Below are 23,844 nucleotides of genomic sequence, written 5' to 3' on the forward strand. Positions count from 1 at the left end.
CTATCAAGAATGTTCAAAAATATGGCGAGTCGCGCTACTCCACTGGTAGCGAATCAAAAAAACGAGTGCTTAAAGACATTGGTTGCCACCCTGCTGTGGGGCGTTGCCCATGTTCATCCAGCACTGGCACAAACCGATCTCGGACTTGCGCAGGCTTTGTACGGAAGCAATGCGGCTGTGGCAAGCAACGCAACCATCCCAGGCAAGGAGGGCAAGGACTTAGCCTCAGTTGCAAAGCCCGCAGATGTGCGTGTGTTGGTTCCGGCACCTCAAACACAAGACCAATTGGAAAATCAGTCCAGTGATGTGTTTGGCGCGCAATTGTTTACCGGAGCCTTCAGCCAGCCTGGTGCCAGCCAGTTCAACCCGGACTACGCCATTGCCATTGGCGACCAGATTCAGGTGCGTCTGTGGGGCGCATTTGCCTTTGAGCAAATGCTGACGGTAGACCCACGCGGCAATATCTTCTTGCCACACGCGGGGCCGGTCACCGTGGTTGGAGTGCGTAATCGAGAGCTGGAAGGCCTGGTGCAGGCTGCGGTGCGCCGCACCTTTCGCAACAACGTGAGCAGTTATGCCAGCTTGGCGGCTGCGCAACCGGTGCGTGTGTTTGTCGGTGGCAACGTCAATCGCCCCGGCCTCTATAACGGTACCAGCATGGACAGCGTGCTGCGTTATCTGGACATGGCCGGTGGCGTGGACCCTGAGCGAGGCAGCTATCTGCAAGTGCAGGTCAAGCGCGGGCAGGAGACTAGAGCTACCGTCAATCTCTATGATTTTTTACTGCAAGGCACCATGCCCATGGTGCAACTAGCGGATGGCGACGTGATCTTTGTGCCGCCGTATGAGCAGCGGGTCAAGGTCAAGGGTTTGGTTGCCAATGCCAAGCGCTTCGAATTTTTGGGTAGTCAGCAGACAGTGGCTCAGCTCATGGCGCTGGCCAAGCCCCAGGCCACGGCCACCCATGTTCGTGTCACGCGCAATACCGGCAATATCCGCAATGCCGAGTACTACCCCTTGAGTGAAGCCAACCAAGTGGCGCTGGCCAATGGCGACGAGCTGGAGTTCACCGCAGACAAAAAGCCGGGAACCATTACCGTGCGTGTGGAAGGCGAGCACAACAGCGCGCAGGAATATGTGCTGCCTTATGGCTCACATATGAGTGTGTTGTTGGATCAGATTCAGTCCAATGTCAATTCAGACATGGGTAGCGTGCAACTGTTTCGTGAAAGCGTGAAACAGCGCCAAAAGGAAATGCTGGCAACCAGCCTGCACAACTTGGAGATGAGTCTGCTGACCGCGCGCAGTGGCAGCAGCGACGAGGCCCGTCTGCGCAAGGATGAGGCAGAGCTGAGCCTGCAATGGGTCAAGCGCGCCAAGGAGGTTGAGCCCGTGGGGCAGGTGCAAATTGCCAAAGCCGGCCAGCTCGGCAGCATGCTGCTGGAAAACGGCGATGTGATCCGTATCCCTCGCAAAGATGATCTGGTGCTGGTCAGTGGCGAAGTGCTGTTCCCGAACGCCGTGGCCTACGACGCCAATCTAAATCTGCAAACCTATATCAACCGTGCCGGCGGCTTTACGCAAATGGCCGACAACGCGCGCGTGGTGGTGGCCAGACGTGATGGCTCGTATGAGCAGGTGGATACCGACAGCCTGTTTGGCCGCACCGATATCAAAGCCGGGGACCAGATTCTGGTGTTGCCCAAGGTGGACGAGAAAAAGCGCCAGTTCTGGAAGGATATGACGCAGATCATTTATCAGGTTGCTATCAGTGCCAAGGTTGTATTAGGTTTGTAGTTTGTTTTTTTGATAGCAGTCAGCGCAATTTAGAGGCGTCTTAACGTCGGTTTTCCTCTTTCCGAGTTGGCGGAAGTGTTTGGGTAATGGAGCTTTCAGGCGAATTGCTTGTTCAGAGTCTCCATGCCTACCTTATAGAGAAGTACACATGAACAAGATCATCATCGTCGGGCACCCTCACTCAGGCCATGAAGAGGTACAACGCCTATTGGCGGAATGCGGTATGGCATCCCCATTGCCTTCGCGCCGTGAAAACCTGACACCCGTACAGATCAGCCAAACTCTGCTCAAGGTCCATGGCGCAGTACCCGTGGAGCAGCTGCAGACTGCGCAGCAGTTGCAGCAAATTCGGGTGGCACCTGTTTGGCAGGGCATGGTGCTGGACCTGATGCTCGCCAATCTGGATCAAACCTTGTGGGGTTGGGCGGACACTGGTGCTGTCTATCTGCTTGACTATTGGAAAGAGCAAGATCCGCAAGTCGTCTTTGTGCTGGTGTACGGCACTCCTGAAACAGTCTTTACTCGTGCGCCACTGGAAAAGGCTGCAGCCTCCGAGGAAGAGTTTCAGCGCCGCATCGATGCTTGGGTGAGCTACAACGCAGCGCTGCTGCACTTTCACCTGCGCAACCCTGGTCGCAGCGTGCTGGTGCATGCTGCTCAGGTGCAGGCATCGGCCAACAGCACACTGCACCATATCAGCGCGCATATCAAAGCACCTTTGCAATTGCCATTCGGTCTGCTGGCTGCTGCTGCCAATGGCACGCAGCAAGAGACGCTAGCAGAAGCTGACACCATAGAAAGCCTGACTGCCAAGCTTCATACCATGCAAGGCAGCCAATTCAAGAAAGCGCGTAAGCGTTTGCGTGCGCAATTGGAGGCGTTACAGGCCTCAGCCCCTACGGCCGCAGAAGGCCCGGTGGCTGTGCAACACCATGGCGTTGTGGTATCGGCAGTGGATCTGCCCCAATGCGCTGAACCTGGCGTATTCGAGCAGGGCTATGTGGGCAACGATGCTCTAACTGAACTGTTGGCCCGGCAACTGCTGCAAGCTCATCCTGAAGCTATGCAGCTGTATGAAGAGCTCCAGGCTGCCGCCACATTGGCTCATGGAATGGATGTTCAGCCCAGTACAGCCGTGCCCGCATTGCAATTGGAGAGCAGCCAAGCTTCGTATCAAGCCTGGCAGGCCTTGGTACAACAGCGCCTGCAACTGCAAGAGCAAACCCGGCGAGCTCGGATTCAGGCTGAACAAATCAAACTGATGCAGCAGCAAGTGCAAGAGGCGGTCAACGAGTCACTGGAGAAGCAGCTGTACCTGCAAGCCCAACTGCAGCAGACGCAGGAATGCCTAAAGGGACAGCAGCAGCTAACCCTGCAGCAAAAACAGGCCTCCGACGCAGAAAATCAACAGTTGCTAGCACAGTTGCATCAGATACAGGAATCGCTGGAACGCCGAACGGTTCAAGTGCAACAGCAGGAAAAGACTTTGGCGGAATTGCCCAAGGTCAAGGCTGATTTAAAGGCCGCGCAGGAAAAATCATTCACGCTGCAGGCCGTTGGCCAAGAAAACCAGATGCTGCTGGAGCAACTGCATAAAGTGCAGGAAGAGCTGGAAAGCCGTTATTTGCAGGCTCAGAAGCAGGAAAAGACTTTGGCAGAACTGCCCAAGGTCAAAGCTGAACTGCAGGCCGCACAGGACAAGGCCAATAAGCTGCAGCCATATCAGTCCCAGGCTAACAAGTTGCAGAATGATCTGAAAGTCGCGCAAGACAAGGCTTTGCAGTTGCAGCAAAGCGAAGAGCTACTGAAAAAGCAACTCCAAACCGAACTTGCCAGGGTAAGCGCTGCTGATTTGAAGGCTTTGCAGGAAAAAGCAGGCAAGTTGCAGCAAGTGGAAACTGCAGCAAACAAACTCAAAGTCGATCTGCAGGCTGCGCAGGACACTGCCAAAAAAATGCAACCGTATCAGGCGCAGGCTAACAAGCTGCAGACCGAGCTGAAAGCCGTCCAAGACAAGGCCTTGCAGCTGCAGCAAAGTGAAACCAAGCTGAAAAAGGAACTGCAGACCGAGCGTGCCAAGGTCCCTGTTGCGGAACTGCAAAAAGAAAATGAATTACTGTTGTCGCAACTGCACAAAGTCCAGGAAGAACTCGAGCGCTATTTCATGGAGAACAGGCGGTACAAGGCAGGCTCTCAGCCCAAGGCTTATTACGGTGCCGCTGATCGGGTCAAGCAACAGCTTCCGTACCGCTTGGGTGCATCAATGATCAAAAAATCAGGCAGTGTCTCTGGCGTGCTCTCCATGCCTTGGGCTTTGCATGCTGAGGCAAAGCGCATTCGTGCGGAGCTGGATGCAACTGCTGAAAAGCTGCCCCCTGTGAATCGACCAACTTTTTGTAGATAGTTCACAGCCTCCTATTTCCGTTCAAATAGGAGTCCATATGAACGCACAACGCTACCCAGAAGAATTCAGGATTGAGGCCGTCAAGCAAATCTTGGAACACGGCCACAGCGCAGCCGACGTCTCACGCCGTTTAGGCGTGAGCACGCATAGTCTGTATAAGTGGATTCGACTGCAGCAAATCCCCGCAGCTCAGCGGCAGGAGCAAGTCAGTCAAAGCGAAGAATTACGCCGTATCAAAGCAGAACTCAAAAGGGTCACCGAGGAGCGTGACATCCTAAAAAAAGCGGCGGCGTACTTCGCTCGCCAGTGCGACTGAAGTACGCCTTCATTGCCAAGCACCAGTTGATTTACAGCGTTGTGCGCATGTGCCGGGTGCTGCAATTGCACCCCAGTGGTTACTACGCTTGGAGGGTTCGGCCGCTCAGTCAACGTGCGGCCGATGACCAGCGTCTATTGGGCCTTCTAAAGCAGGCATGGCTAGAAAGCGGTGGCGTATATGGCTACCGCAAGTTGACATTGGACATGCGTGACTTAGGCGAGACCTGCAGCAGGCACCGGGTAGCAAGACTGCTGCGCTGTGAGGGATTAAAGGCTCAGCGAGGCTACGGACGACGCCCTCGTGTGCGAGGAGGTGCTCCAGCAGTCGTGGCTCCCAACTTACTATCGCAGCAGTTCACCGTGCATGCTCCGAACAAAGTCTGGGTGACTGATATCACCTATATCAGCACTCATGAGGGGTGGCTGTACCTGGCAACGGTAATTGACCTGTTCTCACGCCAAGTTGTTGGCTGGGCAACAGGTAGCCGCATTGATACCCAGCTGCCCTTGGATGCATTGCATATGGCGCTCTGGCGTAGAAGACCATGCAATACCGTGACCGTGCACTCTGACCAAGGCTGCCAATTTACAAGCCATGAATGGCAGCGCTTCCTTGCTAGCCACAACCTGCAATCGAGTATGAGCAGGCGAGGAAACTGTCACGACAACGCAGTTGCTGAAAGTTTTTTTCAGTTGCTTAAGCGGGAGCGCATCCGCAGAAAAACCTATCCTACGAGGCAAGAGGCGCACAGCGATGTCTTCAGCTACATCGAAATGTTCTACAACCCCATTCGCAGACATTCGTCTGCTGATGGTCTGTCTCCAATAGAGTTTGAGAGACGTAATTCCGTGAGGCTGGCAGCTATCTAAAAAAATCTGGTCGATTCACTGTTACAGAGTACATAGATGCACATGAAGTCGCTCACGTTCAGCGCCATTTGTCTTATCGACTGGGCGAGACATGGGTACAGCGTACACAGTCGTTGAGTGGCTGGGTAACTCTTCCTGGTGCTTTATATGCTCAGGTGAGGGCATTCAGAAAAGAGCGTCGCTAAAACAATAGGCCGTATCGACGCTGTCAGTGCTGACTAGTGGAGACTTGTATTCAGGCTGAAATTGCGCCCGATTGCCGAGTGCACAGCAGAAACCTGCAAACAATGAATAAAAAGCTAAGTAGCCTTATTTCCTGCATGGAGTGTCTTCAGGATCTGCTGCCTGCGCAGCATATGACTTTCGTGGGAGCAGGCGGTGGCAAAGGTGTCTGGGCGCAATCGTTGCATGACGGAGGCATTTCACGCACCTTGGTTGAAGGTGACCCCCTGAAATTTGCAGCACTGCAGCGTTTGTATACCTCATGCTCAGAGGGTGAGGTATTTTTGATTAAACAGGTCGTGGCACCTAAGCAGGAGGTCGTGGCTTTCTTCTTTGCAAACCTGGAGCTTGAAAATGGGTTGCTGGCACCAGAAAGTTTGCGACACCTCTGGCCCAATTTGTGTACGGTAAATACAGAGCAGGTAGAGGCCATGACGCTAGCTTCATTGTTAAAGACTCATGCTTCGCATCAGTGGCTGATCCTGGATTGCCTGCCCGTAGCGACCATGCTGCAAACTTCTGAGGAGGTCTCGCCTCCGCTGGATGTAGTGCTTGCGCGAGTTGTCTTGCCCGAAGAGCAACAGCCCGGTCAACTGGAAGGTGCTACTTTGGCGGTGCTGGCAAGGGCCTTGCCAGGCTTTAGGCAACTGGCCCTGCAGTCTGAGCATCACCCAGATATTGCCTATGCGCTTTTTGCTCGTGACTATCAACGTGCTTGGAAGAGTGCTGAGCAGGCGCAGTTGCAATTGCAGTCAAACATCAAGGCGTCGAAAAAGTTGCAGACTGAGTTGCTTCAAGAACAAGAGCTGCCAGCACAGGTAAATAAGGGGGTGGAATCGAATTTAGCCCAGATTACAGAAAATCTGAAGTTGGAGAGCCTAGCCAAACAAGCCAGCATCAAAGCGCAGGAGCAACTGCAGGCTGAGCTGACTCATAAACAAGAGCCGCAAGCGCAACTACAGGCAGCATTAGAGGCTGATTTGGCTAAAACAGCTCAAGTACGCGATGCAGAAATGCAAGTGAAAAACAACCTGCAAGCCCAGTTGAAGGAATTGGAGGTCAAGCAGCATGAAGCCCAGCAGTGCCAATCTCTGTTGGATGAGGTGCTGTACAGAGCTGAAGTACAACTTAAATTGGTGGAAGAGCTTTTGTTGTCCGATACCGAGCAAAAACCGATGCTGTCTGATAGGGTCGACGGCCCCTTTGTAAATAGCCCTCGTAACGCTGAATCATGACGCTCCTGCAGCAAGCCAACCATGCCATGCAGGGCCGAGACTATGCTGCCGCTATTGCCTTGTATGTCCGTGCACTGCAGCAGTGCGCGCCTTTGGCGCCGGTTTTGCAGGGTAACTTGCATCGGGCGCAAAAAGCTTATCGTGCACAGCGTACTAGTCAGGGAGGGCAAGAATTTCCCCGTGTGCTGGTGAGTAGTTGGGACCTTTCTCTGAACGCCACGGGTCGTGCTACCACATTGGCGCAAATCTGGGCGGGCATAGGGCGGGCGGAGGTCATTGGGTGTCTTTATCCCCAGCAAAAATCGCAGATCTGGGAACCTCTTCAAGACTTTCCTTTGTCCATCCACCCATTGTATGTAGCGACCGGGCAAAGCTTTGTACAGCAAGCGTTGGATTTTGTGCTGGCCCACCCTTGTGATCTGCTGCACTTATCTAAGCCGCGTTGGCCTAATATCTTGTTGGGCTTGCTGTACAAACTTGTTTGGGCTTGCCCTGTGTTAATGGATGTGGACGATGAAGAGCTAGCTTTCGCCAAGGCTATCAGTCCTGTTACGCTGGAAGAATACTTGCAAACAACCCCTCATCTGCCCAATACCCCATCCAGTTTGAGGAGTGCCACCAGCACCCGCCTAGGCGTAGGATTGACCAAGGTGTTTGATGGTATCACCACAGTCAACCCCGCTTTGCAGCAACGTTATGGTGGCAGTATTGTTCATCATGCACGCGATGCAGCTCAGTTTGCCCCCAGCACTCAGCGTCGTAGCCAGGCCCGTGCGAGGCTGGGAATTGACCCAGGGCATACCGTGATCCTTTTTGCAGGCACGCCGCGCGCTCACAAGGGCTTGCTGGAAACTGCGCAAGCTATTGCCGAGCAGCGGCACAGTGATTTGGTGTTTCTCATTGCGGGGGACTTTCCTGACAACTTGTCTAGCCTGAAACAGCAAATTGCTAGCTTGCCTGACGTTCAAACCATCATGCTGCCAAACCAGTGTTTTCAAACACTACCAGACACACTGGCCGCAGGTGATATTTGTGTGTTGCTGCAGGACATGGACAGCGTAGCTGCACAGTATCAAACCCCGGCCAAGCTCACGGATGCTCTGGCCATGGGGCTGACCGTGTTGGCCACGCCCACGCCTGCGTTGGCAGATTTGGCGGCACAAGGCGCTTTTACACCTGTGCCACCGGGGCAACTCCCTCAGGTGCTGGCCGCGACTCTGGCCAAACGGCAAAACCAGCGTTCTAACCAACCAGTGGCCCACCCCTTGTTTGAGCAATTTCTCACCACCACTGCCAACCAGGTAACGCTATACCAGTTATGGCAAAAGACTTTGCAATCCAGTCAGCAGGAGTTGAATACCCGTTTGCTTGAAGTAGCAGCTCTGTTGCCTGGGATCTGTTTACTAGCTAGTGGAATAGGTGAAGGAGGAGAAAATGGATAAGTCCCATCGCGTTTCGCTAGAAAATGCTTATTCTCTATGGATGTTTGGAGAATGGGAGGAATTGGTAGATTTAAAAAATTATCTGGATAAAAACAATAAATCTTATGTGCATATTTTATGTCTAGCTGCAGGTTCTGAAAAAAGAAAATGATGTAATTATTTTTGGATAGACTTCATAGTAAAATTGAAGAAATAATAAATATTGAAATCGATAAGAAAAAATAAAATTGATAATTGCTTCTGGTGTTAAAAATATTCTGGGTTATACATTTAATAATAATCGAAAGAATTCGAGAATATATAAAATTGGCGCCTACCCTAAAGGTATTGCATGCATAATTAATTTTCTATAAATCATAGTAATATTGATTTGAAGATTTGGGGGTATTGCTGAAGTTAAGTAAAAAAATTGTACCACCTGATGTTATTGTTGGAGTGAGTTCGGTGCACTGGGGTCAGTTCTTGAAATTTTTGGATAATGATGTGAGATTTAAATGACTTTTATTAAAGAAGCGAATTTGGCTTTTCGTCAAGAAAAATATAAAGAGGCTGTTGAACTTTATAAAAAGGCTATTTCTAAAAATCCTGAACTAAATAATTATATAAAGATAAATATCGAATTGGCAAATCGACGGATTGGTATAGAAGAAAAGGAGGTTGCAACTCCTGTTGTCACGGATAAAAATAAGATTTTTCAGGCTCGGTCACCATACAGATACAGGCTGGAGCAGTCTGACGCTACCTCTATTCGTGGGTGGTGCGTTAACGAAAAAAAATCAAATGAAATTTTCTACGTCGATGTTCTCCTGGATGGCCAATTTTTTCTAAAAGTTAAGAATGATGGTCGCAGACTGGATTTGAAAAAAAAGGGCGTTTCTGAGGGGTTCGGTGGATTAGAGTTTACGAATCCGGTAATTCATTTAAGGGAAGGTCAACATACGATTTCCCTTAGGTTCCCGGACGGCACTCTTTCGGAGAGCATTGTGGTACAAGCACCAGAGGGTGATCCGAAAGTAATACTTCTCGGCGCAAAGTTCCCTCAGCGTGGTTTAACCATCATTGTTCCTATTTATAACGCTCCAGATGATGTGGAAGTTTGCATTAAGCGCTTGCTCGCTTACACACCACAGTTTGCAAAAATTCTCTTGATCGATGACTGTTCTCCTGATCAGCGCGTGAGTCGTATTTTGGCTGAGCATGATTGTGAACGCGTTCGTATTCTGCGTAATCCAGAGAACCTTGGCTTTACGCGCACAGTGAACCGCGGAATTGACGAGGCTGGGGATGATGATGTCGTTTTACTGAACTCGGACGCTCGTGTTACACCTGGCTGGTTGGAGGGAATGCTGTTGGCTGCTTGTTCTGCGCCCCGCATTGCTACAGTGACGGCCATGTCCGATCGGGCCGGGGCCTTTTCAGCTCCAGAGATGGGTAACGATAACAAGTTACCCGAGGGCGTGGACGAAATCACCTACGCGCGTGCTTTCCGCCGCCGTAGCTTGGGGTTGTACCCAAAGGTACCAACCGGCAACGGTTTTTGCATGTACGTTAGCCGTGAATGTATCAATAGTATCGGCTCATTGGATGCACAGGCTTTTCCACGTGGATACGGTGAGGAAAACGACTTCTGCATGAGAGCATGGCGTGCGGGGTGGAGCAATGTGATAGACGACCGAACCTATGTTTTCCATGATCGCTCTAAAAGTTTTGGTGAATCAAAGATTGATTTAATGAAAGCAGGGCGTGCGGTGGTGGATGTACGCTATCCTGAATATAAAAAAGCTATTCGGGTATTCGGCACCAGTGAAAAGATTGCATTGGCGCGTAACCGTGCATGCTTGGCAATGCAGGATGCTGTGGACTCGCAAGGAGTTGGCTGGATTCCGCGTGTTCTTTTCGTCACTGCCACGCAGACTGGGGGGACACCCCAAACCAATCGAGACTTAATGCAGGCACTTTCTGGGGTGTTTGAGGGCTGGGTTTTGCGATGCGACAGTAAAATACTGGAGTTGAGTCGAATGAGTGACGACGGAGTTACCTCTCTCGAGCGTTCACGCAGATTGCATGAGCCGGTGGATCCCGTAACCCACAATTCTTCCGAATACGACGCTGTTATATCCAGCTGGCTACAAGAGTTTGGTTTTGATCTTGTGCATATCCGACATTTGGGTTGGCATGGACTTTCGCTTCCGCGCATAGCGCGGCAATTGGCTATAAAGGTTGTCTATTCCTTTCATGACTTTTATGCGCTTTCGCCTTCTTTAAAGCTGATAGACGATGCAGGTATCTTTTTAGGTGATACCTTTTTAGAGGAGGGCTCTATTCATCGTGAGAGCTTATGGCCTAAAGATTCACTGCCAGTCCCGACGGGAAATTGGTTGCATTTTTGGCGTGACAGATTTCAGAGTGCGCTGGAGCATTGCGATGCTTTCGTGACTACGGCAGAAAGCGCGAGAAAGTTGATTTTGGAAGGAATGCCACGGCTACCAGCTGACCGGTTTGTAGTAATTCCCCACGGACGTGACTTCCCTCAATTTCATCGCATTCGCGAAAAACCAAAGTCGGGGGAGCGGATACGCATTCTTGTTCCTGGAAACATTAATGCAATGAAGGGCCTTGAGATCATTCGTGCATTGATTGAGCACGATAAAGCTGGGCGACTGGAGTTTAACATTCTAGGTCGAATAATTGGAGACGTTCCAAAAAATGGAGTTGTAGTTTTAGGTGCTTATGATCGACAAGATTTCTCTAAAAAAGCACTTTCCGTTCGTCCACACTTTGGCGCTATCTTTTCCATATGGGATGAAACTTATTGCCACACATTAACTGAGTTGTGGTCTGTAGGTCTTCCGGTCGCAGTGTTTAATTTCCCGAATGTGGCAAATCGTGTGCGTCGAAGCGGTGCCGGCTGGGTCCTGGATCACAGTAATATTCCCAAGCTGTACGAAGAAATTCTTCACTTTGCTCTTGATGAGAGGGAATACGAAAAAACGGAAAAGGCACTGACGGACTGGCAAAATGGCTACGGCCTAGCCAACAGTACCACTCAAATGGCGGCAGGATATTTGAATATCTACAGTGACGTACTTCGTGAAAGCGCCACGAATAAGCAAGTACTGTCGCCATATGGCCGTAAGCGTGTTGGTGTTGTGTGTCCTGCCAGTGCTGATTTGCGCCATGCGCCCGGTTCTACCCATATACGTGTATGGGAGCGTACTCGCAACGCCTTAGCTCGTAACGTCACCTATATTAAAATGACCGTGCCCATGCTGCTAGCGAGTGCAAGGGAGAAAATGCTGGATGGAGTCATAATCCAGAGAACAGCAATCGCAGAGGAGATGGTTGAAAATGTTATAGCTGAGCTTGCTAAGTCAAATATTCCATACTGTCTGGAATTAGATGATGATTTGCTGGCTGTACCTCGGGACAAAGATCCTCATGGAGTCTATGCGAATTATGCTTCTGCTTTGCAGCGGCAAATAGCATCAGCTGCTGCAATAACGGTTTCGACTCCTACGCTAAAGAATAAAATCAAGACGATGCACCCTCGTGTGTTTTTGCTGCCTAACCAGCTAAGCGATCGTTTGTGGCGTAAAGAGCTTAAGAAGCAATCGGTGGATAACACCATACGTGCTTTATATATGGGCACAATGACTCATGATGATGACTTGATGGTGGTATTGCCGGCCCTTGAGTCTGTGGCTAAAGTGTCTCCACAGTTTAGGCTTACACTTGTGGGAGTTACTGCGCGGAAAGACTTGGTGAATGGGCGGCCTTGGCTTGAAGTTTTAGATGTTCCTGCGAAGGACTATATAAATTTTACGAAATGGATACATGATCAGGCGCAGCGGTTTGATTTTGCTATCGCACCGCTGCGTGAAACAAGTTTCAATGTTTATAAGTCTGACTTAAAATTGCTCGATTGTGGAGTTTTGGGGTTACCTATCATTGCTTCAGATATAAGTGTGTATAGAAATGCGAATGCTCCGGGGGTTCGTTTGGTTCGCAATGAGGAGCTTGCATGGACGCAGGCTTTGCTTGATCAAATTGAATTAGGGTTAAATAACCGCACTTTGGGGGAGCAACTTCGGCAATGGGTACTTCGAGAGAGAATGCTTGCAAAGACGTTATCCGATTTTGATGCATTTGTGCTGGAATTACTTGCTACTCAGGGAGTCAAGTATTCTGGGGAGACTTGAAGAATCTGTCTCTTGTTAATAATGCTAACTTATAAATACAAGACTTATTTTATGAGGTCTTTGCACACTGTTGGAGATTGATCGATGGATAGTTTGGCGATATACAGTAACTCGAGTGTTTTTGAAAAAGCGCACGATTCGGAATTCAATATTAAGGTAAACTTAAGTAGTGGTTCCTTCAAATACGGTCAAGAAGATATTAAATTCACTAATCTGCTCAACTTGACTTCTGCTCTTGAAAAAAGTTTTTCTTTCGATAATGTGATTGTTTATGGATCAGTACTCAGCTACTCTTCTGAGATAAATGTCCGGACGATATTTGCGGGGCTTCTTGGGATTACAAAGAAAAGTCTCAGGTATATAGACGCAGATGAGAATATCACTAGTAGAGTAGGTCTTTTGTCAAGAGTATTCAATGCAATTGGTGTGAGACCAGAGTTTAGTAAGCTTAATGGGTTTGCTATGTTGGAATTTCGCAGGGATGTATCAAATGCTTGGGAGGATTTTGAGCGTGCACTGGTTTGTAAGGTGGTTAGTCAAAATATGCTTTCCACTCAGGAGTTTATAGAAGGGGTCTCAAAATCAATTGAGAAAAAGAAGCCGTATAGTTTTATTAGGGTTAATCACTGCGAAAATCGATTGCTAGGCTATGGTGTTTCTTACTCTCAGGAAGAAGCTGAGATAACCTACCAAATCCAGTTTGGATATAATCTTGAAAAGAATGACACCTCAGCTATTTCACATATGCTACGCGGTGCCGTCGCAGATGCTGACTCAATAGGGTTGCCAACTTTAAAGAAGTTATCCTCTAATAAACTACACATTCTTGAGAATAGTACCTACTTTCATCTTCGGTATTTTAATTGCTACTTGAAAAAGAGCTACACGTCTGTCAATATTCACTACGAATTAGGACGGGCGCTCGAATTTAAGAGGCTCTTATGTCAAGTAAATAAGATATATGCAATTACATGTCGAAATTTGGCGAAACTTGAGTCATCTTTAGGGCGTGAAGTTGAAGTAATAAAAATTCCTGCTGAGTATGTTTATTCGGAGAATAGCAGCAATCAGAAGCACTACCCAGACATATTCTTTCAAGTTTTGAATCGTATAAGTAAATCTATAAAACCAGGAGACCTGGTACTGGTTGGTGCAGGTATTTTGGGTAAGATATACTGCAATGAGGTCAAAAAAGCAGGTGGTGTGGCGATTGACTTGGGCTCTCTTTTTGATGCAATTTCTGGTATAAATACACGAGGAAATGGATTTAATGATGACTTTTGGTGGAATGTCACCGATTGAATATAAAATAAACTCTCTTGCGGATGTTAATTCTCAGGAGGAGTATATAGTCATAATTGGTGCTAGCAATAGTCTAATGAAAAATGGTTGGGCCTTCCATTTTTCAAGAATATTTAGCGGAAATAGAATTATTAATTTGTCATTAGGTGCAACTTGCTCAAGTTATATAGCATTTGTATTCCTGATGTTCCGCGATATTTTGGATGGGGCTAAATACGTAATAGTAGAGCCATTCGTTAACGATGTGTCATTTTTTGGAAATGGGGATATTTCCATTCAGACACTATCAACGTGTATGGATTATTATTACGGTAGTGGTATTGGTCTAAGTGATAAAACAATTATTTTACTACTTCCGACTCGAAAGAGAATTTTTGATATCGAATTTAATCCTGTATACAGGGCGCACGTTCAAATGGCAAGGAGATCAAATGCAAAATTATTAGATTGTCATCCTTTTTTTAGCACACTTAGTGAAGACAATCTTGATAAAGCCTTTGATGACCCTGCTCACCTTAACTCCGATTATGCTTTTGAAATAGCTAATTGGGTTGTTAGTTATATAAATAATCAACCAAGTTACCGTATTTCGTCTGACTTTGAATTCAGTAGGAAATCCGATATTTTTTATATTGATGTAAGTGATTCAGAGTCTTCTATTTTTAGATCAAACTCACTATTTGCATCTAAGTTAATGAAATTGGAAAAAAAGACTTTTATTGATATTTCACCTGATTTGAGTTTGTTGGGTATTCTCCATTGGTCGGAATTCCATGAAAATTGCTTTAGAATTAGCTCTTGTGGAAACGTGCAGCAAGGTTCTCTGAAATCAAAATATTTAAAGCTAACATCTTTTCCTTTTAATATTAGGGGGCCATTTGTTTTTGGGAATGAGAGTGAGCACCCGGTTGGATTGGGTGGGTTTTTATTATCCAATAATACCCTGTCGGATTTTTGTTGCAATGAGGAGTATCTTGATGACGACAAAAAACATTTTGACCGATTTCACAAAGTCTTGCTTGAATGATAGAGATTTAAAGTTTCTGATAATAGTTATTTAATCACATAAATGGTGATTTTCTATATCAAATTTCAATGAAATATATTTGCACTCATTGATTTGGGAAATTGAAGGTGCACAATGTTATTTCATGGCAATAATTTTGGCTATTTGTTTTACTTTGATTAAAGGTTCCGGTATTTATGTCAATTTTCATAACTGGCGGTGCAGGTTTTATCGGCGCCAACTTTGTTCTCGATTGGCTGGCACATGTGAATGAGCCCGTGGTCAATATTGATAAACTGACCTATGCGGGCAATCTGGAGAATCTGGTCAGTTTGAAGGACGATGCCCGCCATGTGTTTGTGCAGGCCGATATCGGCGACAGTGCAAAACTGGCGCAATTGCTGGCGCAGTACCAGCCTCGTGCCGTGGTGAACTTTGCGGCCGAGTCGCATGTGGACCGTTCCATTCATGGCCCCGGGGACTTTATCCAGACTAATGTAGTGGGCACTTTCCGCTTGCTGGAGGCGGTGCGCGCCTATTGGAATGGACTGGAAGGCGAGGCCAAGTCCGGCTTTCGCTTTTTGCATGTCTCCACCGACGAGGTCTATGGCACGCTGGCACCCACGGACCCTGCGTTTACCGAAGAGCACAATTACGAGCCCAATAGCCCGTACTCGGCCAGCAAGGCAGCCAGCGACCATCTGGTGCGAGCCTGGCATCACACCTACGGCCTGCCGGTGCTGACGACCAACTGCAGCAACAACTATGGTCCGCTGCATTTCCCAGAAAAACTCATCCCGCTGGTCATTGTCAATGCGCTGGCAGGCAAGCCGCTGCCCATCTACGGCGACGGCATGCAGGTGCGTGACTGGCTGTATGTGCGCGACCATTGCAGCGCCATCCGCCGTGTTCTCGAGGCCGGCCAATTGGGCGAGACCTATAACGTGGGCGGATGGAACGAGATGGCCAATATCGACATCGTCAAGACCGTGTGCGCATTGCTCGATGAGTTGCGCCCGCGCGCAGACGGCAAGCCCTACGCCGAGCAGATCACTTATGTGGCCGACCGGCCCGGCCATGATCGCCGCTATGCGATTGACGCCCGCAAGCTGGAGCGTGAGCTGGGCTGGAAGCCTGCCGAGACCTTTGAGACCGGCATTCGCAAGACTGTGCAGTGGTATCTGGGCAACCCGCAGTGGGTGGCCAATGTGCAGTCGGGTGCCTATCGTGACTGGATGCAGAAGCAATACACCAGCGAGGCTTCGGCATGAAGCTGCTGCTGCTGGGCAAGAACGGCCAAGTTGGCTGGGAGCTGCAGCGCAGTCTCGCGCCCTTGGGTGAAGTGATTGCACTGGATCGGCAGATCGTGAATGACCTGTGCGGCGATGTCAGTGATCTGCAGACACTGGCGCAGACCATTCGCAGCGTGCGCCCCGACGTGATCGTCAATGCCGCAGCGCATACGGCGGTGGACAAGGCTGAGAGCGAGTCGGACCTGGCCTTGCGCCTGAACGCCGAGGCGCCCGAAGTCATGGCACAAGAGGCCAAAAGCCTGGGCGCATTGCTGGTGCACTACAGCACCGACTATGTGTTCGACGGCAGCGGTACGGCTGCGCGCAAGGAGGGTGATGCCACGGGACCGTTATCGGTCTATGGCCGCAGCAAGCTTGAAGGCGAGCAGCGGATTGCCGCCACGGCTTGTCGGCATCTGATTTTTCGCACCAGCTGGGTCTATGCGGCGCGTGGAGGCAACTTTGCCAAGACCATGCTGCGCTTGGCGCAGGAGCGTGAAGCGCTCAGCGTGATCAATGACCAATGGGGTGCGCCGGCCGGTGCCGATCTGATTGCCGATGTCACCGCTCACGCCGTGCGGCATGTTTGCGCTCATGAAGGCGATGGCGGTCTCTACCATTTGGTTGCCGGAGGAGAGACCAACTGGCATGCCTATGCCAGCCATGTGATTGAACAGGCTAAACGCCTGCGACCTGACCTGGACTGGAAGGTGAAAAGTATTGCTGCCGTTCCGACCACGGCCTTCCCGACACCGGCTGCACGACCTTTGAACTCGCGTCTGGATACGCAAAAACTGCAAACCACCATGCAATTGCATCTGCCTGCATGGCAGCAAGGCGTGGATCGTATGCTGCGAGAGATTCTGTAATTTCTAAGAAATCTGCTTCAAGTGCTTATCTGATAAGCGCCTGCTGCTATTAATTGATACATCATGACGACACAGCGCAAAGGCATCATTTTGGCGGGCGGCTCCGGCACACGCCTGCATCCCGCCACCCTGGCCATCAGCAAACAACTGCTGCCGATCTACGACAAGCCCATGATCTACTACCCGCTGAGCACGTTGATGCTGGCAGGGATCCGAGACATTTTGATCATCAGTACGCCGCAGGATACGCCGCGCTTTGAGCAACTGTTGGGGGATGGCAGTCAATGGGGACTGAATCTGGAATACGCAGTGCAACCCAGCCCGGATGGTTTGGCTCAAGCGTTTCTGATTGGCGAGAAATTCCTCAACGGCGCTCCCAGTGCCTTGGTCCTGGGTGACAACATCTTCTACGGTCATGACTTCCAGCCGCTGCTCAAAAAAGCGGATGCTCAACATGAGGGTGCGACGGTGTTTGCCTACCATGTGCAAGATCCCGAGCGCTACGGCGTGGCCGAGTTTGATGCCAACGGCAAAGTGCTCTCGCTAGAAGAAAAGCCAAAGCAGCCCAAGAGCCATTACGCCGTCACCGGCCTGTACTTCTATGACGAGCAGGTGGTGGAGCTGGCCAAACAGGTCAAGCCTTCGGCGCGTGGCGAGCTGGAGATTACAGACCTCAATGGCATGTATCTTGCGCAGGGCAAGTTGAACGTGGAGCTGATGGGGCGCGGTTATGCCTGGCTTGATACCGGAACCCACGATAGCTTGCTGGATGCGGGTCAATTCATTGCCACACTGCAGCAGCGCCAAGGCCTGAAAGTGGCCTGTCCGGAGGAAATCGCATATCGCCAGAAATGGATTGATGCTGCTCAACTGGAAAAGCTGGGCCAGGCGCTGGCCAAGAATGGCTATGGGCAGTATTTGCTGCAGGTACTTAGGGAACGCCTGCCGTTGTGAACGTGGCGGCAGTATTGCGGCTTTATGCCTGGCATTTAGGGAGAATATCAAAAATGCCGGGTTTATTGGATTGACGAGATACCAATATGCAAGTGATTCAGACAGCGATTCCTGAGGTGCTGATTTTTGAGCCAAAGGTTTTTGGCGATGCACGCGGCTTTTTCTTTGAAAGCTTCAATCAAAAAATATTCGATGATGCGGTGGGTCGGTATGTGGATTTTGTGCAGGATAACCATTCGCGCTCCAGCAAGGGCGTTTTGCGTGGGATTCATTACCAGATTCAACAAGTCCAGGGCAAGCTGGTTCGCGTGAGCAGCGGCAGTGTGTTTGATGTGGCGGTGGATTTGCGAAAATCCTCTCCGACATTTGGCCGCTGGGTGGGTGTGGAGCTTTCGGAAGAAAACCAGCGTCAGTTGTGGGTGCCTGAAGGCTTTGGCCATGGGTTTGTTGTTACGAGTGAGCGCGCAGATTTCCTCTACAAAACCACTGATTTTTACGCACCAGCGCATGAGCGCAGCATTCGCTGGAACGATGAGGATTTGGGTATTCAATGGCCGGATCTGGGTCAGGAGCCGCTGGTTTCTGCCAAGGATGCATTGGGTGCGTCGTTTTTCGAGGCCGAGGTTTTTGAAATGGATTGGAAAAAATGACAAAAATTGCCATCGCTGGAACCGGTTATGTAGGCTTGTCTAATGCGGTATTGCTTGCCGCTCGGCATCAAGTAGTGGCACTGGATATTGATGAGCGCAAAGTTTCTCTTTTGAATGAGAGGAAATCGCCCATTGTGGATGCTGAAATTCAGGAGTTCCTGGCTCATAAGAAGCTAAATTTCAGAGCGACTTTGGATAGGCATGAGGCTTACAAAGAGGCAGACTTTGTCATCATTGCTACGCCAACGGATTACGACCCACAAACGCAGTATTTCAATACCCAGTCGGTTGAGGCGGTGGTGCGTGATGTGATGGCCATCAACCCCAATGCGGTGATGGTGATCAAGTCCACCGTACCCGTGGGTTTTACCAAGCGTTTGAAAGAAAAAACGGGTAGCGAAAATATTATTTTCTCGCCGGAGTTTCTGCGCGAAGGCAAGGCCTTGTACGACAATCTGCACCCCAGCCGGATTGTGGTGGGCGAGCGATCTGAACGCGGTCAGGTTTTTGCGGATCTGCTGCGCGAAGGGGCGATCAAAAAGGATGTGCCGGTATTGCTGACGGACAGCACCGAGGCCGAGGCGATCAAGCTGTTTGCCAATACCTACCTGGCCATGCGTGTGGCTTATTTCAATGAACTCGACAGCTATGCCGCCGTGCACGGATTGGATTCACGCCAGATTATTGAAGGCGTAGGATTGGACCCCCGAATTGGCGCGCATTACAACAATCCCTCATTTGGCTATGGGGGCTATTGTCTGCCTAAGGATACCAAGCAGTTGCTGGCCAACTATGCCGATGTTCCCCAGAGCCTGATGCATGCGATTGTGGAGTCCAACCGCACACGCAAGGATTTTGTGGCTGAGGACATTCTTCGCCGTGCACCTAAAGTGGTGGGTATTTACCGCCTGGTGATGAAAGCCGGTTCAGACAATTTCCGCGCTTCTTCTGTGCAGGGCGTGATGAAGCGCCTGAAGGCAAAAGGTGTGGAGGTTGTTGTGTATGAGCCTGTGCTCGATGCGCCGGATTTCTTCAACTCCCAGGTCATCAAGGACTTGGCCGAGTTCAAGCAGATGGCGGATGTGATTGTGGCAAACCGACTGGTTCCGGAAATTGCCGATATCTCAGATAAGGTCTATACGCGCGATTTATTCGGCGGTGATGCTTGAGGCGTTTTTTGCATTGAAAAGATAGATAAAAATGAAAGTCACAAAAGCGGTTTTTCCAGTCGCGGGCATGGGCACTCGTTTTTTGCCTGCCACCAAGGCCAGCCCTAAAGAAATGCTGCCGGTGGTTGATAAGCCACTGATTCAGTATGCGGTGGAAGAGGCCCTGGCTGCGGGCATCAAGGAAATGGTGTTTGTGACGGGGCGCAGCAAGCGCAGCATTGAAGACCATTTTGACAAGGCGTACGAGCTTGAAAATGAGTTGGAGTTGCGCGGTAAAACTGAAATGCTCAGTTATGTGCGCAGCCTGATGCCTTCGGATATGAAGTGCGTTTATATCCGCCAGCCTGAGGCCTTGGGCCTGGGCCATGCGGTGTTATGTGCGCAACCGGTAGTGGGCAATGAGCCGTTTGCGGTACTGCTGGCCGATGATTTGCTCGATGGCGAGCCGGCGGTGATGCGCCAGATGGTGGACGTGTACGACTACTATAAGTGCTCGGTGCTGGGGGTACAGCAGGTGCCGCGTGAAGATACGCGCAGCTATGGCATTGTGGATAGCAAGCCTTTGAAGGAAGACCTGGAGGCTGTGCACGCGATTGTGGAAAAGCCCAAGCCAGAAGAGGCTCCTTCCACGCTGGCTGTGGTGGGCCGCTATGTGCTCACGCCGCGTATCTTCCACCACCTGGCCAGATTGGGTAAGGGTGCCGGCGGTGAGATTCAGTTGACTGACGGCATCGCGGCTTTGATGAAGGAAGAGCAGGTACTGGCCTACCGCTACCAGGGCAAGCGCTACGACTGCGGCTCCAAGATCGGCTATCTGGAGGCTACGCTGGCCATGGCGCGCAAGCACCCTGAGGTGGGGCCTCAGTTTGAAGAATTGCTTCAAAGCCTCAAAGTTTGATTTTTCAAAAAAGATAGCTTTAACCGATTGCACAGCAAGGGTTGTAAGTCATTTTTACTCGTATTCTGGGGAATGATTGAAAGCAGCGCTTGCCTTGAGAAGTGGGGCAAGCGCCTGCGCAATGCAAACGCGATTAAAAACAATGACATTGAATGCGGATACCACTATTTGGCAGGGGTTGCAGGCCAGGGCGGCGGCTTGTGAGCGGGAGCTGAACCTTGCCCATGCCTTGCACGATGCGGGGCGTTTTGAGCGTTTGAGCCTTCAAGCGCCCCATGTCTTGCTGGATTGCTCCAAGTGCCTTTGGGATGAGGCAGCACTGGCGGCTTTGCTGCAATTGGCCGAGCAGGCTGGCGTGGCGCCGCGGCGTGATGCCTTGTATGACGGTGCGGTGGTGAATGAGACTGAGCAGCGACCGGCCTTGCATGTACGTTTGCGCGCGCCTTTGGTGCCGCAAGGGGGCGCTTGGGTGGTTGAGGATGAATGTCATGCTGGCCTGCGTGACATGCTGGCCTTGGCGCAGCAGATTCGCACCGATGCGCGTTTTACCGATGTGGTGCATATCGGTATTGGTGGCTCCGGCCTGGGGCCGGAGTTGATGCTGCAGGCCTTGCAGCCCTGGTATGCCGGGGGGCCGAGAGTGCATGTGGTGTCGAATCTGGACGGGCATGACCTGCATCAGGCGCTGCAATGCTTGGTGCCGGCGCGCACTTTGTTCATTGTGGCGTCCAAGTCCTGGTCTACGGCTGAGACGCAGCGCAATATGGCGTCTGCCAAGGCGTGGCTGTGTGCGGGCGGCGATCTGCATTGGCCGAATCATTTTGTGGCCGTTTCCTCACGCGAGGATGTAGCGCGGCAAAGCGGTTTTACGCAGACGCTGCATATTCCTGAAGGCATTGGTGGGCGGTTCTCGGTCTGGTCGGCCGTCGGGCTACCGGTGGCGGTCGCTGTAGGCCCACAGGTGTTCGAGCGCTTGCTGCAAGGCGCTGCAGAAATGGATGCGCACTTTGCACAGGCACCGTTGGAGCACAATGCTCCTGTCTGGTTGGGTCTACTTGATGTGTGGTATGCCAGTTTTTTGCAGATGCCGGGGCGCTGCGTGGCACCTTATCACCATGGGCTGCGCCGTCTGCCTGCCTACCTGCAACAGCTGGAGATGGAAAGCAATGGCAAGCAGGTGCGTGCAGATGGCAAACCCGTAGGCTGTCTCACGACCGGTATGGTGTGGGGAGAGCCAGGCAGCAACGGTCAACATGCATTTTTTCAGTGGCTGCATCAGGGCACGCAGCGTATTCCTGTTGAGTTCATCGCTGCGCGCACTGCCGAGCACGGTTTGCCCGAGCATCAGGAAGCACTGTTAGCCAATGCGTTGGCGCAGGCTCAGGCTTTGATGCAGGGTGCCAGAGCCGGAGAGGGGCAGTTACTTGGGCATCAGGATTTCCCGGGCAATCGACCAAGCACTTTCATGCTGCTGGATGCTTTGACGCCCGAGTCACTGGGAGCATTGCTGGCCTTGCATGAGCATCGAGTGTTCGTGGCCGGCACGGTTTGGGGTATCAATAGTTTTGACCAGTGGGGAGTCGAACTGGGCAAAACTTTAGCCAAGGATTTGCGTGACCGCATGGATAGTGCTGAGCTAGAGGGTCTGGATGCATCTACTGCTGGCTTGTTGTCTTTTTGTTTGCAGGGTAGTTTGGTGAGTGTGTCTTGATGACGGGTATGTTGCGCGCTTTGACCCATCTGGGTAAAGGTGAGTTTGCGAAGAGCCTGGCTGCTGTTGATCGCGGCTGGAGTGGTTTGAATAGCTGGCAGCCGCTGGCGTATTACCGCTTGGGAATGTACCGAACGGTGGCTGATATGCCACTGCCTTCTGGAGACTGGCGTTATGCCTTTCCTCAGCTTGTGTCACTGGCTGCCTGTGGCCAACATGAGCAAGCGCGTAGCTTGATGCAGACATTGCATTGGCACAGGTTGCCACAGCCTCTCAGGCAACGTCTGCGCGTGTCAATGGCCGATGCATTGGCTCCGTTGATGCCCCTAGAGGCCTTGCAGCTGTTTGAGACTGGGGGCGAGCGTACTGCTGCACATCCGGCATTGCATGCGGCGCTGCTGCTATGCAACGGGCGACTCTTGGATGCGCAAGCAGTGCTGAAGTCAGCTTTGGCAACTGGGCAGGCAAGCCGCTGGCCTGAGCTGCATCTTTATCAAACGATGGCTGAGAAGGGTGAGCCTCAACTGCAGTTGCAAAGGCTCAATGCTTTTATGGTGGCCTTTGGCTTGCCAGCGCTGGAGCTTCGCGATGGAAGTATCGCTCCAAGCCCTTGCAATGTGATGCTCTCGAAAGAGCTGCCGTCCTGCAACGGCCCTTTGGTCAGTGTGCTGATGACGACTTTTCGAACCAAGGAGCGCGCCAGCGTTGCAATCGAATCCTTGCTGAATCAGAGCTACCGCAATCTAGAAATCATTGTGGTGGACGACGCTAGCGGCGATGAAACGCCAGATTTTGTCGATGCATGGGCCCGTCGGGATGCTCGCGTGCGGCTGTTGCGGCTGGACACTAATGGGGGTACCTATCTGGCCAAGAGCATGGGGTTGCAGTTGGCGCGTGGCGAGTTTGTGACTTGCCATGACTCGGATGATTGGTCGCATCCGCTGAAGATTGAACTGCAGGTGCGGCCACTGCTCGAAGATGCTTCGCTGGTGGCAACAACCTCGCATTGGGTGCGAATGACGGATGACGGTATGTTCTATGCACGGCCCGTCCATTCCCTGATGAGGTTGAATCCATCGTCGCCACTGTTCCGGCGCGAGCTCGTTTTACAACGCATGGGGGCCTGGGATTGCGTCCGAACGGGGGCAGACAGCGAGTTTCTTGCACGCCTGCGCTTGGTGTTTGGCAAGAGGGCCATTAAGCGAATTGCGAAGCCACTGGCGTTGGGGTCGCACCGCGTAGGCTCATTAATGACGGCCGGTGACACCGGTTATTCTGAAACCGGTGTATCGCCCCAGCGGCTTGCCTATTGGGAGGCATGGTCCGCTTGGCACCTAGACTGTTTGCGGCACGATGAATTGCCTTGTTTGCCACTGGATATGCAGGCGCTTGCCAAGGACCGCCCGTTTCCCGCACCTGCCGAAATTTGTGTGAGTGCGCAGCAAAAAGAAACGACACAAGGACAAATGTGGTTGCAAGCCCACTGTCACTAGCAGTGCTGCATTC

At 51.1% G+C, this 23,844-nt stretch carries 17 protein-coding genes; all 17 read left to right on the plus strand.

Annotated elements, in window-relative coordinates:
• Positions 1 to 21 precede the first annotated feature (21 nt).
• Positions 22 to 1,797, plus strand: coding sequence for a polysaccharide biosynthesis/export family protein (locus EAO39_RS11855; protein ID WP_120970995.1), 1,776 nt, complete (start codon positions 22 to 24; stop codon positions 1,795 to 1,797).
• Positions 1,798 to 1,945: 148 nt separating this feature from the next.
• Positions 1,946 to 4,201 (plus strand): chromosome partitioning protein ParA, encoded by a 2,256-nt coding sequence (locus EAO39_RS11860; RefSeq protein WP_162989537.1) that lies wholly within the window; start codon positions 1,946 to 1,948, stop codon positions 4,199 to 4,201.
• Positions 4,202 to 4,238: 37 nt separating this feature from the next.
• Positions 4,239 to 5,389, plus strand: a protein-coding gene (locus EAO39_RS11865) for an IS3 family transposase (RefSeq protein ID WP_120967072.1) whose coding sequence is annotated in 2 segments (ribosomal slippage) — positions 4,239 to 4,488 and positions 4,488 to 5,389 — 1,152 coding nt in all. Because the reading frame shifts where the segments join, the coding sequence is not laid out codon by codon here.
• Between the two features lie 287 nt (positions 5,390 to 5,676).
• Positions 5,677 to 6,846, plus strand: coding sequence for a hypothetical protein (locus tag EAO39_RS11870; RefSeq protein WP_162989538.1), 1,170 nt, complete (start codon positions 5,677 to 5,679; stop codon positions 6,844 to 6,846).
• Positions 6,843 to 8,288 (plus strand): glycosyltransferase, encoded by a 1,446-nt coding sequence (locus EAO39_RS11875; RefSeq protein WP_120967604.1) that lies wholly within the window; start codon positions 6,843 to 6,845, stop codon positions 8,286 to 8,288. Before EAO39_RS11870 ends, EAO39_RS11875 begins: the two co-directional genes overlap by 4 nt.
• Entirely contained in the window at positions 8,281 to 8,439 is a 159-nt protein-coding gene (locus EAO39_RS22540; RefSeq protein ID WP_162989539.1) for a hypothetical protein, read from the plus strand. The genes EAO39_RS11875 and EAO39_RS22540 overlap by 8 nt, the downstream gene beginning before the upstream one ends.
• Positions 8,440 to 8,782: 343 nt before the next feature.
• A complete protein-coding gene (locus EAO39_RS11880; RefSeq protein ID WP_120967606.1) occupies positions 8,783 to 12,487 on the plus strand; it encodes a glycosyltransferase in 3,705 nt (1,234 codons plus the stop codon).
• Positions 12,488 to 12,571: 84 nt separating this feature from the next.
• The gene (locus EAO39_RS22545; RefSeq protein ID WP_162989540.1) at positions 12,572 to 13,789 is read left to right on the plus strand and encodes a hypothetical protein; all 1,218 of its coding nucleotides are present in this window, start codon (positions 12,572 to 12,574) and stop codon (positions 13,787 to 13,789) included.
• Positions 13,758 to 14,816 (plus strand): SGNH/GDSL hydrolase family protein, encoded by a 1,059-nt coding sequence (locus tag EAO39_RS22550; protein WP_162989541.1) that lies wholly within the window; start codon positions 13,758 to 13,760, stop codon positions 14,814 to 14,816. The genes EAO39_RS22545 and EAO39_RS22550 overlap by 32 nt, the downstream gene beginning before the upstream one ends.
• Before the next feature lie 176 nt (positions 14,817 to 14,992).
• Entirely contained in the window at positions 14,993 to 16,066 is a 1,074-nt protein-coding gene (gene rfbB, locus EAO39_RS11885) for a dTDP-glucose 4,6-dehydratase (RefSeq protein ID WP_120967608.1), read from the plus strand.
• Positions 16,063 to 16,956, plus strand: coding sequence for a dTDP-4-dehydrorhamnose reductase (gene rfbD, locus EAO39_RS11890; protein ID WP_120967610.1), 894 nt, complete (start codon positions 16,063 to 16,065; stop codon positions 16,954 to 16,956). The genes rfbB and rfbD overlap by 4 nt, the downstream gene beginning before the upstream one ends.
• A gap of 63 nt (positions 16,957 to 17,019) precedes the next feature.
• Positions 17,020 to 17,910: a glucose-1-phosphate thymidylyltransferase RfbA gene (gene rfbA, locus EAO39_RS11895; RefSeq protein WP_120967612.1), complete on the plus strand. Its 891-nt coding sequence runs from the start codon at positions 17,020 to 17,022 to the stop codon at positions 17,908 to 17,910.
• A gap of 86 nt (positions 17,911 to 17,996) precedes the next feature.
• Positions 17,997 to 18,560 (plus strand): dTDP-4-dehydrorhamnose 3,5-epimerase, encoded by a 564-nt coding sequence (gene rfbC, locus EAO39_RS11900; protein ID WP_120967614.1) that lies wholly within the window; start codon positions 17,997 to 17,999, stop codon positions 18,558 to 18,560.
• Entirely contained in the window at positions 18,557 to 19,729 is a 1,173-nt protein-coding gene (locus tag EAO39_RS11905; protein ID WP_120967616.1) for a nucleotide sugar dehydrogenase, read from the plus strand. Before rfbC ends, EAO39_RS11905 begins: the two co-directional genes overlap by 4 nt.
• Before the next feature lie 31 nt (positions 19,730 to 19,760).
• Positions 19,761 to 20,627 carry a UTP--glucose-1-phosphate uridylyltransferase GalU gene (galU, locus tag EAO39_RS11910; RefSeq protein ID WP_120967618.1) on the plus strand — a complete coding sequence of 289 codons (867 nt, stop codon included), beginning with the start codon at positions 19,761 to 19,763 and terminating at the stop codon, positions 20,625 to 20,627.
• Between the two features lie 142 nt (positions 20,628 to 20,769).
• Entirely contained in the window at positions 20,770 to 22,338 is a 1,569-nt protein-coding gene (gene pgi / locus EAO39_RS11915; protein WP_120967620.1) for a glucose-6-phosphate isomerase, read from the plus strand.
• Positions 22,339 to 22,346: 8 nt separating this feature from the next.
• Positions 22,347 to 23,831, plus strand: coding sequence for a glycosyltransferase family A protein (locus EAO39_RS11920; protein ID WP_120970997.1), 1,485 nt, complete (start codon positions 22,347 to 22,349; stop codon positions 23,829 to 23,831).
• Positions 23,832 to 23,844: the final 13 nt, after the last annotated feature.

It is taken from the genome of Comamonas sp. lk, from assembly GCF_900564145.1.
GTDB lineage: Bacteria > Pseudomonadota > Gammaproteobacteria > Burkholderiales > Burkholderiaceae_C > Comamonas.

Excerpts from the sequence above, each read along its gene's own strand:
- EAO39_RS11855 (WP_120970995.1), top strand. The coding sequence starts at position 22 with ATGGCGAGTCGCGCTACTCCACTGGTAGCGAATCAAAAAAACGAGTGC.
- EAO39_RS11860 (WP_162989537.1), top strand. The coding sequence starts at position 1,946 with ATGAACAAGATCATCATCGTCGGGCACCCTCACTCAGGCCATGAAGAG.
- EAO39_RS11870 (WP_162989538.1), top strand. The coding sequence starts at position 5,677 with ATGAATAAAAAGCTAAGTAGCCTTATTTCCTGCATGGAGTGTCTTCAG.
- EAO39_RS11875 (WP_120967604.1), top strand. The coding sequence starts at position 6,843 with ATGACGCTCCTGCAGCAAGCCAACCATGCCATGCAGGGCCGAGACTAT.
- EAO39_RS22540 (WP_162989539.1), top strand. The coding sequence starts at position 8,281 with ATGGATAAGTCCCATCGCGTTTCGCTAGAAAATGCTTATTCTCTATGG.
- EAO39_RS11880 (WP_120967606.1), top strand. The coding sequence starts at position 8,783 with ATGACTTTTATTAAAGAAGCGAATTTGGCTTTTCGTCAAGAAAAATAT.
- EAO39_RS22545 (WP_162989540.1), top strand. The coding sequence starts at position 12,572 with ATGGATAGTTTGGCGATATACAGTAACTCGAGTGTTTTTGAAAAAGCG.
- EAO39_RS22550 (WP_162989541.1), top strand. The coding sequence starts at position 13,758 with ATGATGACTTTTGGTGGAATGTCACCGATTGAATATAAAATAAACTCT.
- rfbB (WP_120967608.1), top strand. The coding sequence starts at position 14,993 with ATGTCAATTTTCATAACTGGCGGTGCAGGTTTTATCGGCGCCAACTTT.
- rfbD (WP_120967610.1), top strand. The coding sequence starts at position 16,063 with ATGAAGCTGCTGCTGCTGGGCAAGAACGGCCAAGTTGGCTGGGAGCTG.
- rfbA (WP_120967612.1), top strand. The coding sequence starts at position 17,020 with ATGACGACACAGCGCAAAGGCATCATTTTGGCGGGCGGCTCCGGCACA.
- rfbC (WP_120967614.1), top strand. The coding sequence starts at position 17,997 with ATGCAAGTGATTCAGACAGCGATTCCTGAGGTGCTGATTTTTGAGCCA.
- EAO39_RS11905 (WP_120967616.1), top strand. The coding sequence starts at position 18,557 with ATGACAAAAATTGCCATCGCTGGAACCGGTTATGTAGGCTTGTCTAAT.
- galU (WP_120967618.1), top strand. The coding sequence starts at position 19,761 with ATGAAAGTCACAAAAGCGGTTTTTCCAGTCGCGGGCATGGGCACTCGT.
- pgi (WP_120967620.1), top strand. The coding sequence starts at position 20,770 with ATGACATTGAATGCGGATACCACTATTTGGCAGGGGTTGCAGGCCAGG.
- EAO39_RS11920 (WP_120970997.1), top strand. The coding sequence starts at position 22,347 with ATGTTGCGCGCTTTGACCCATCTGGGTAAAGGTGAGTTTGCGAAGAGC.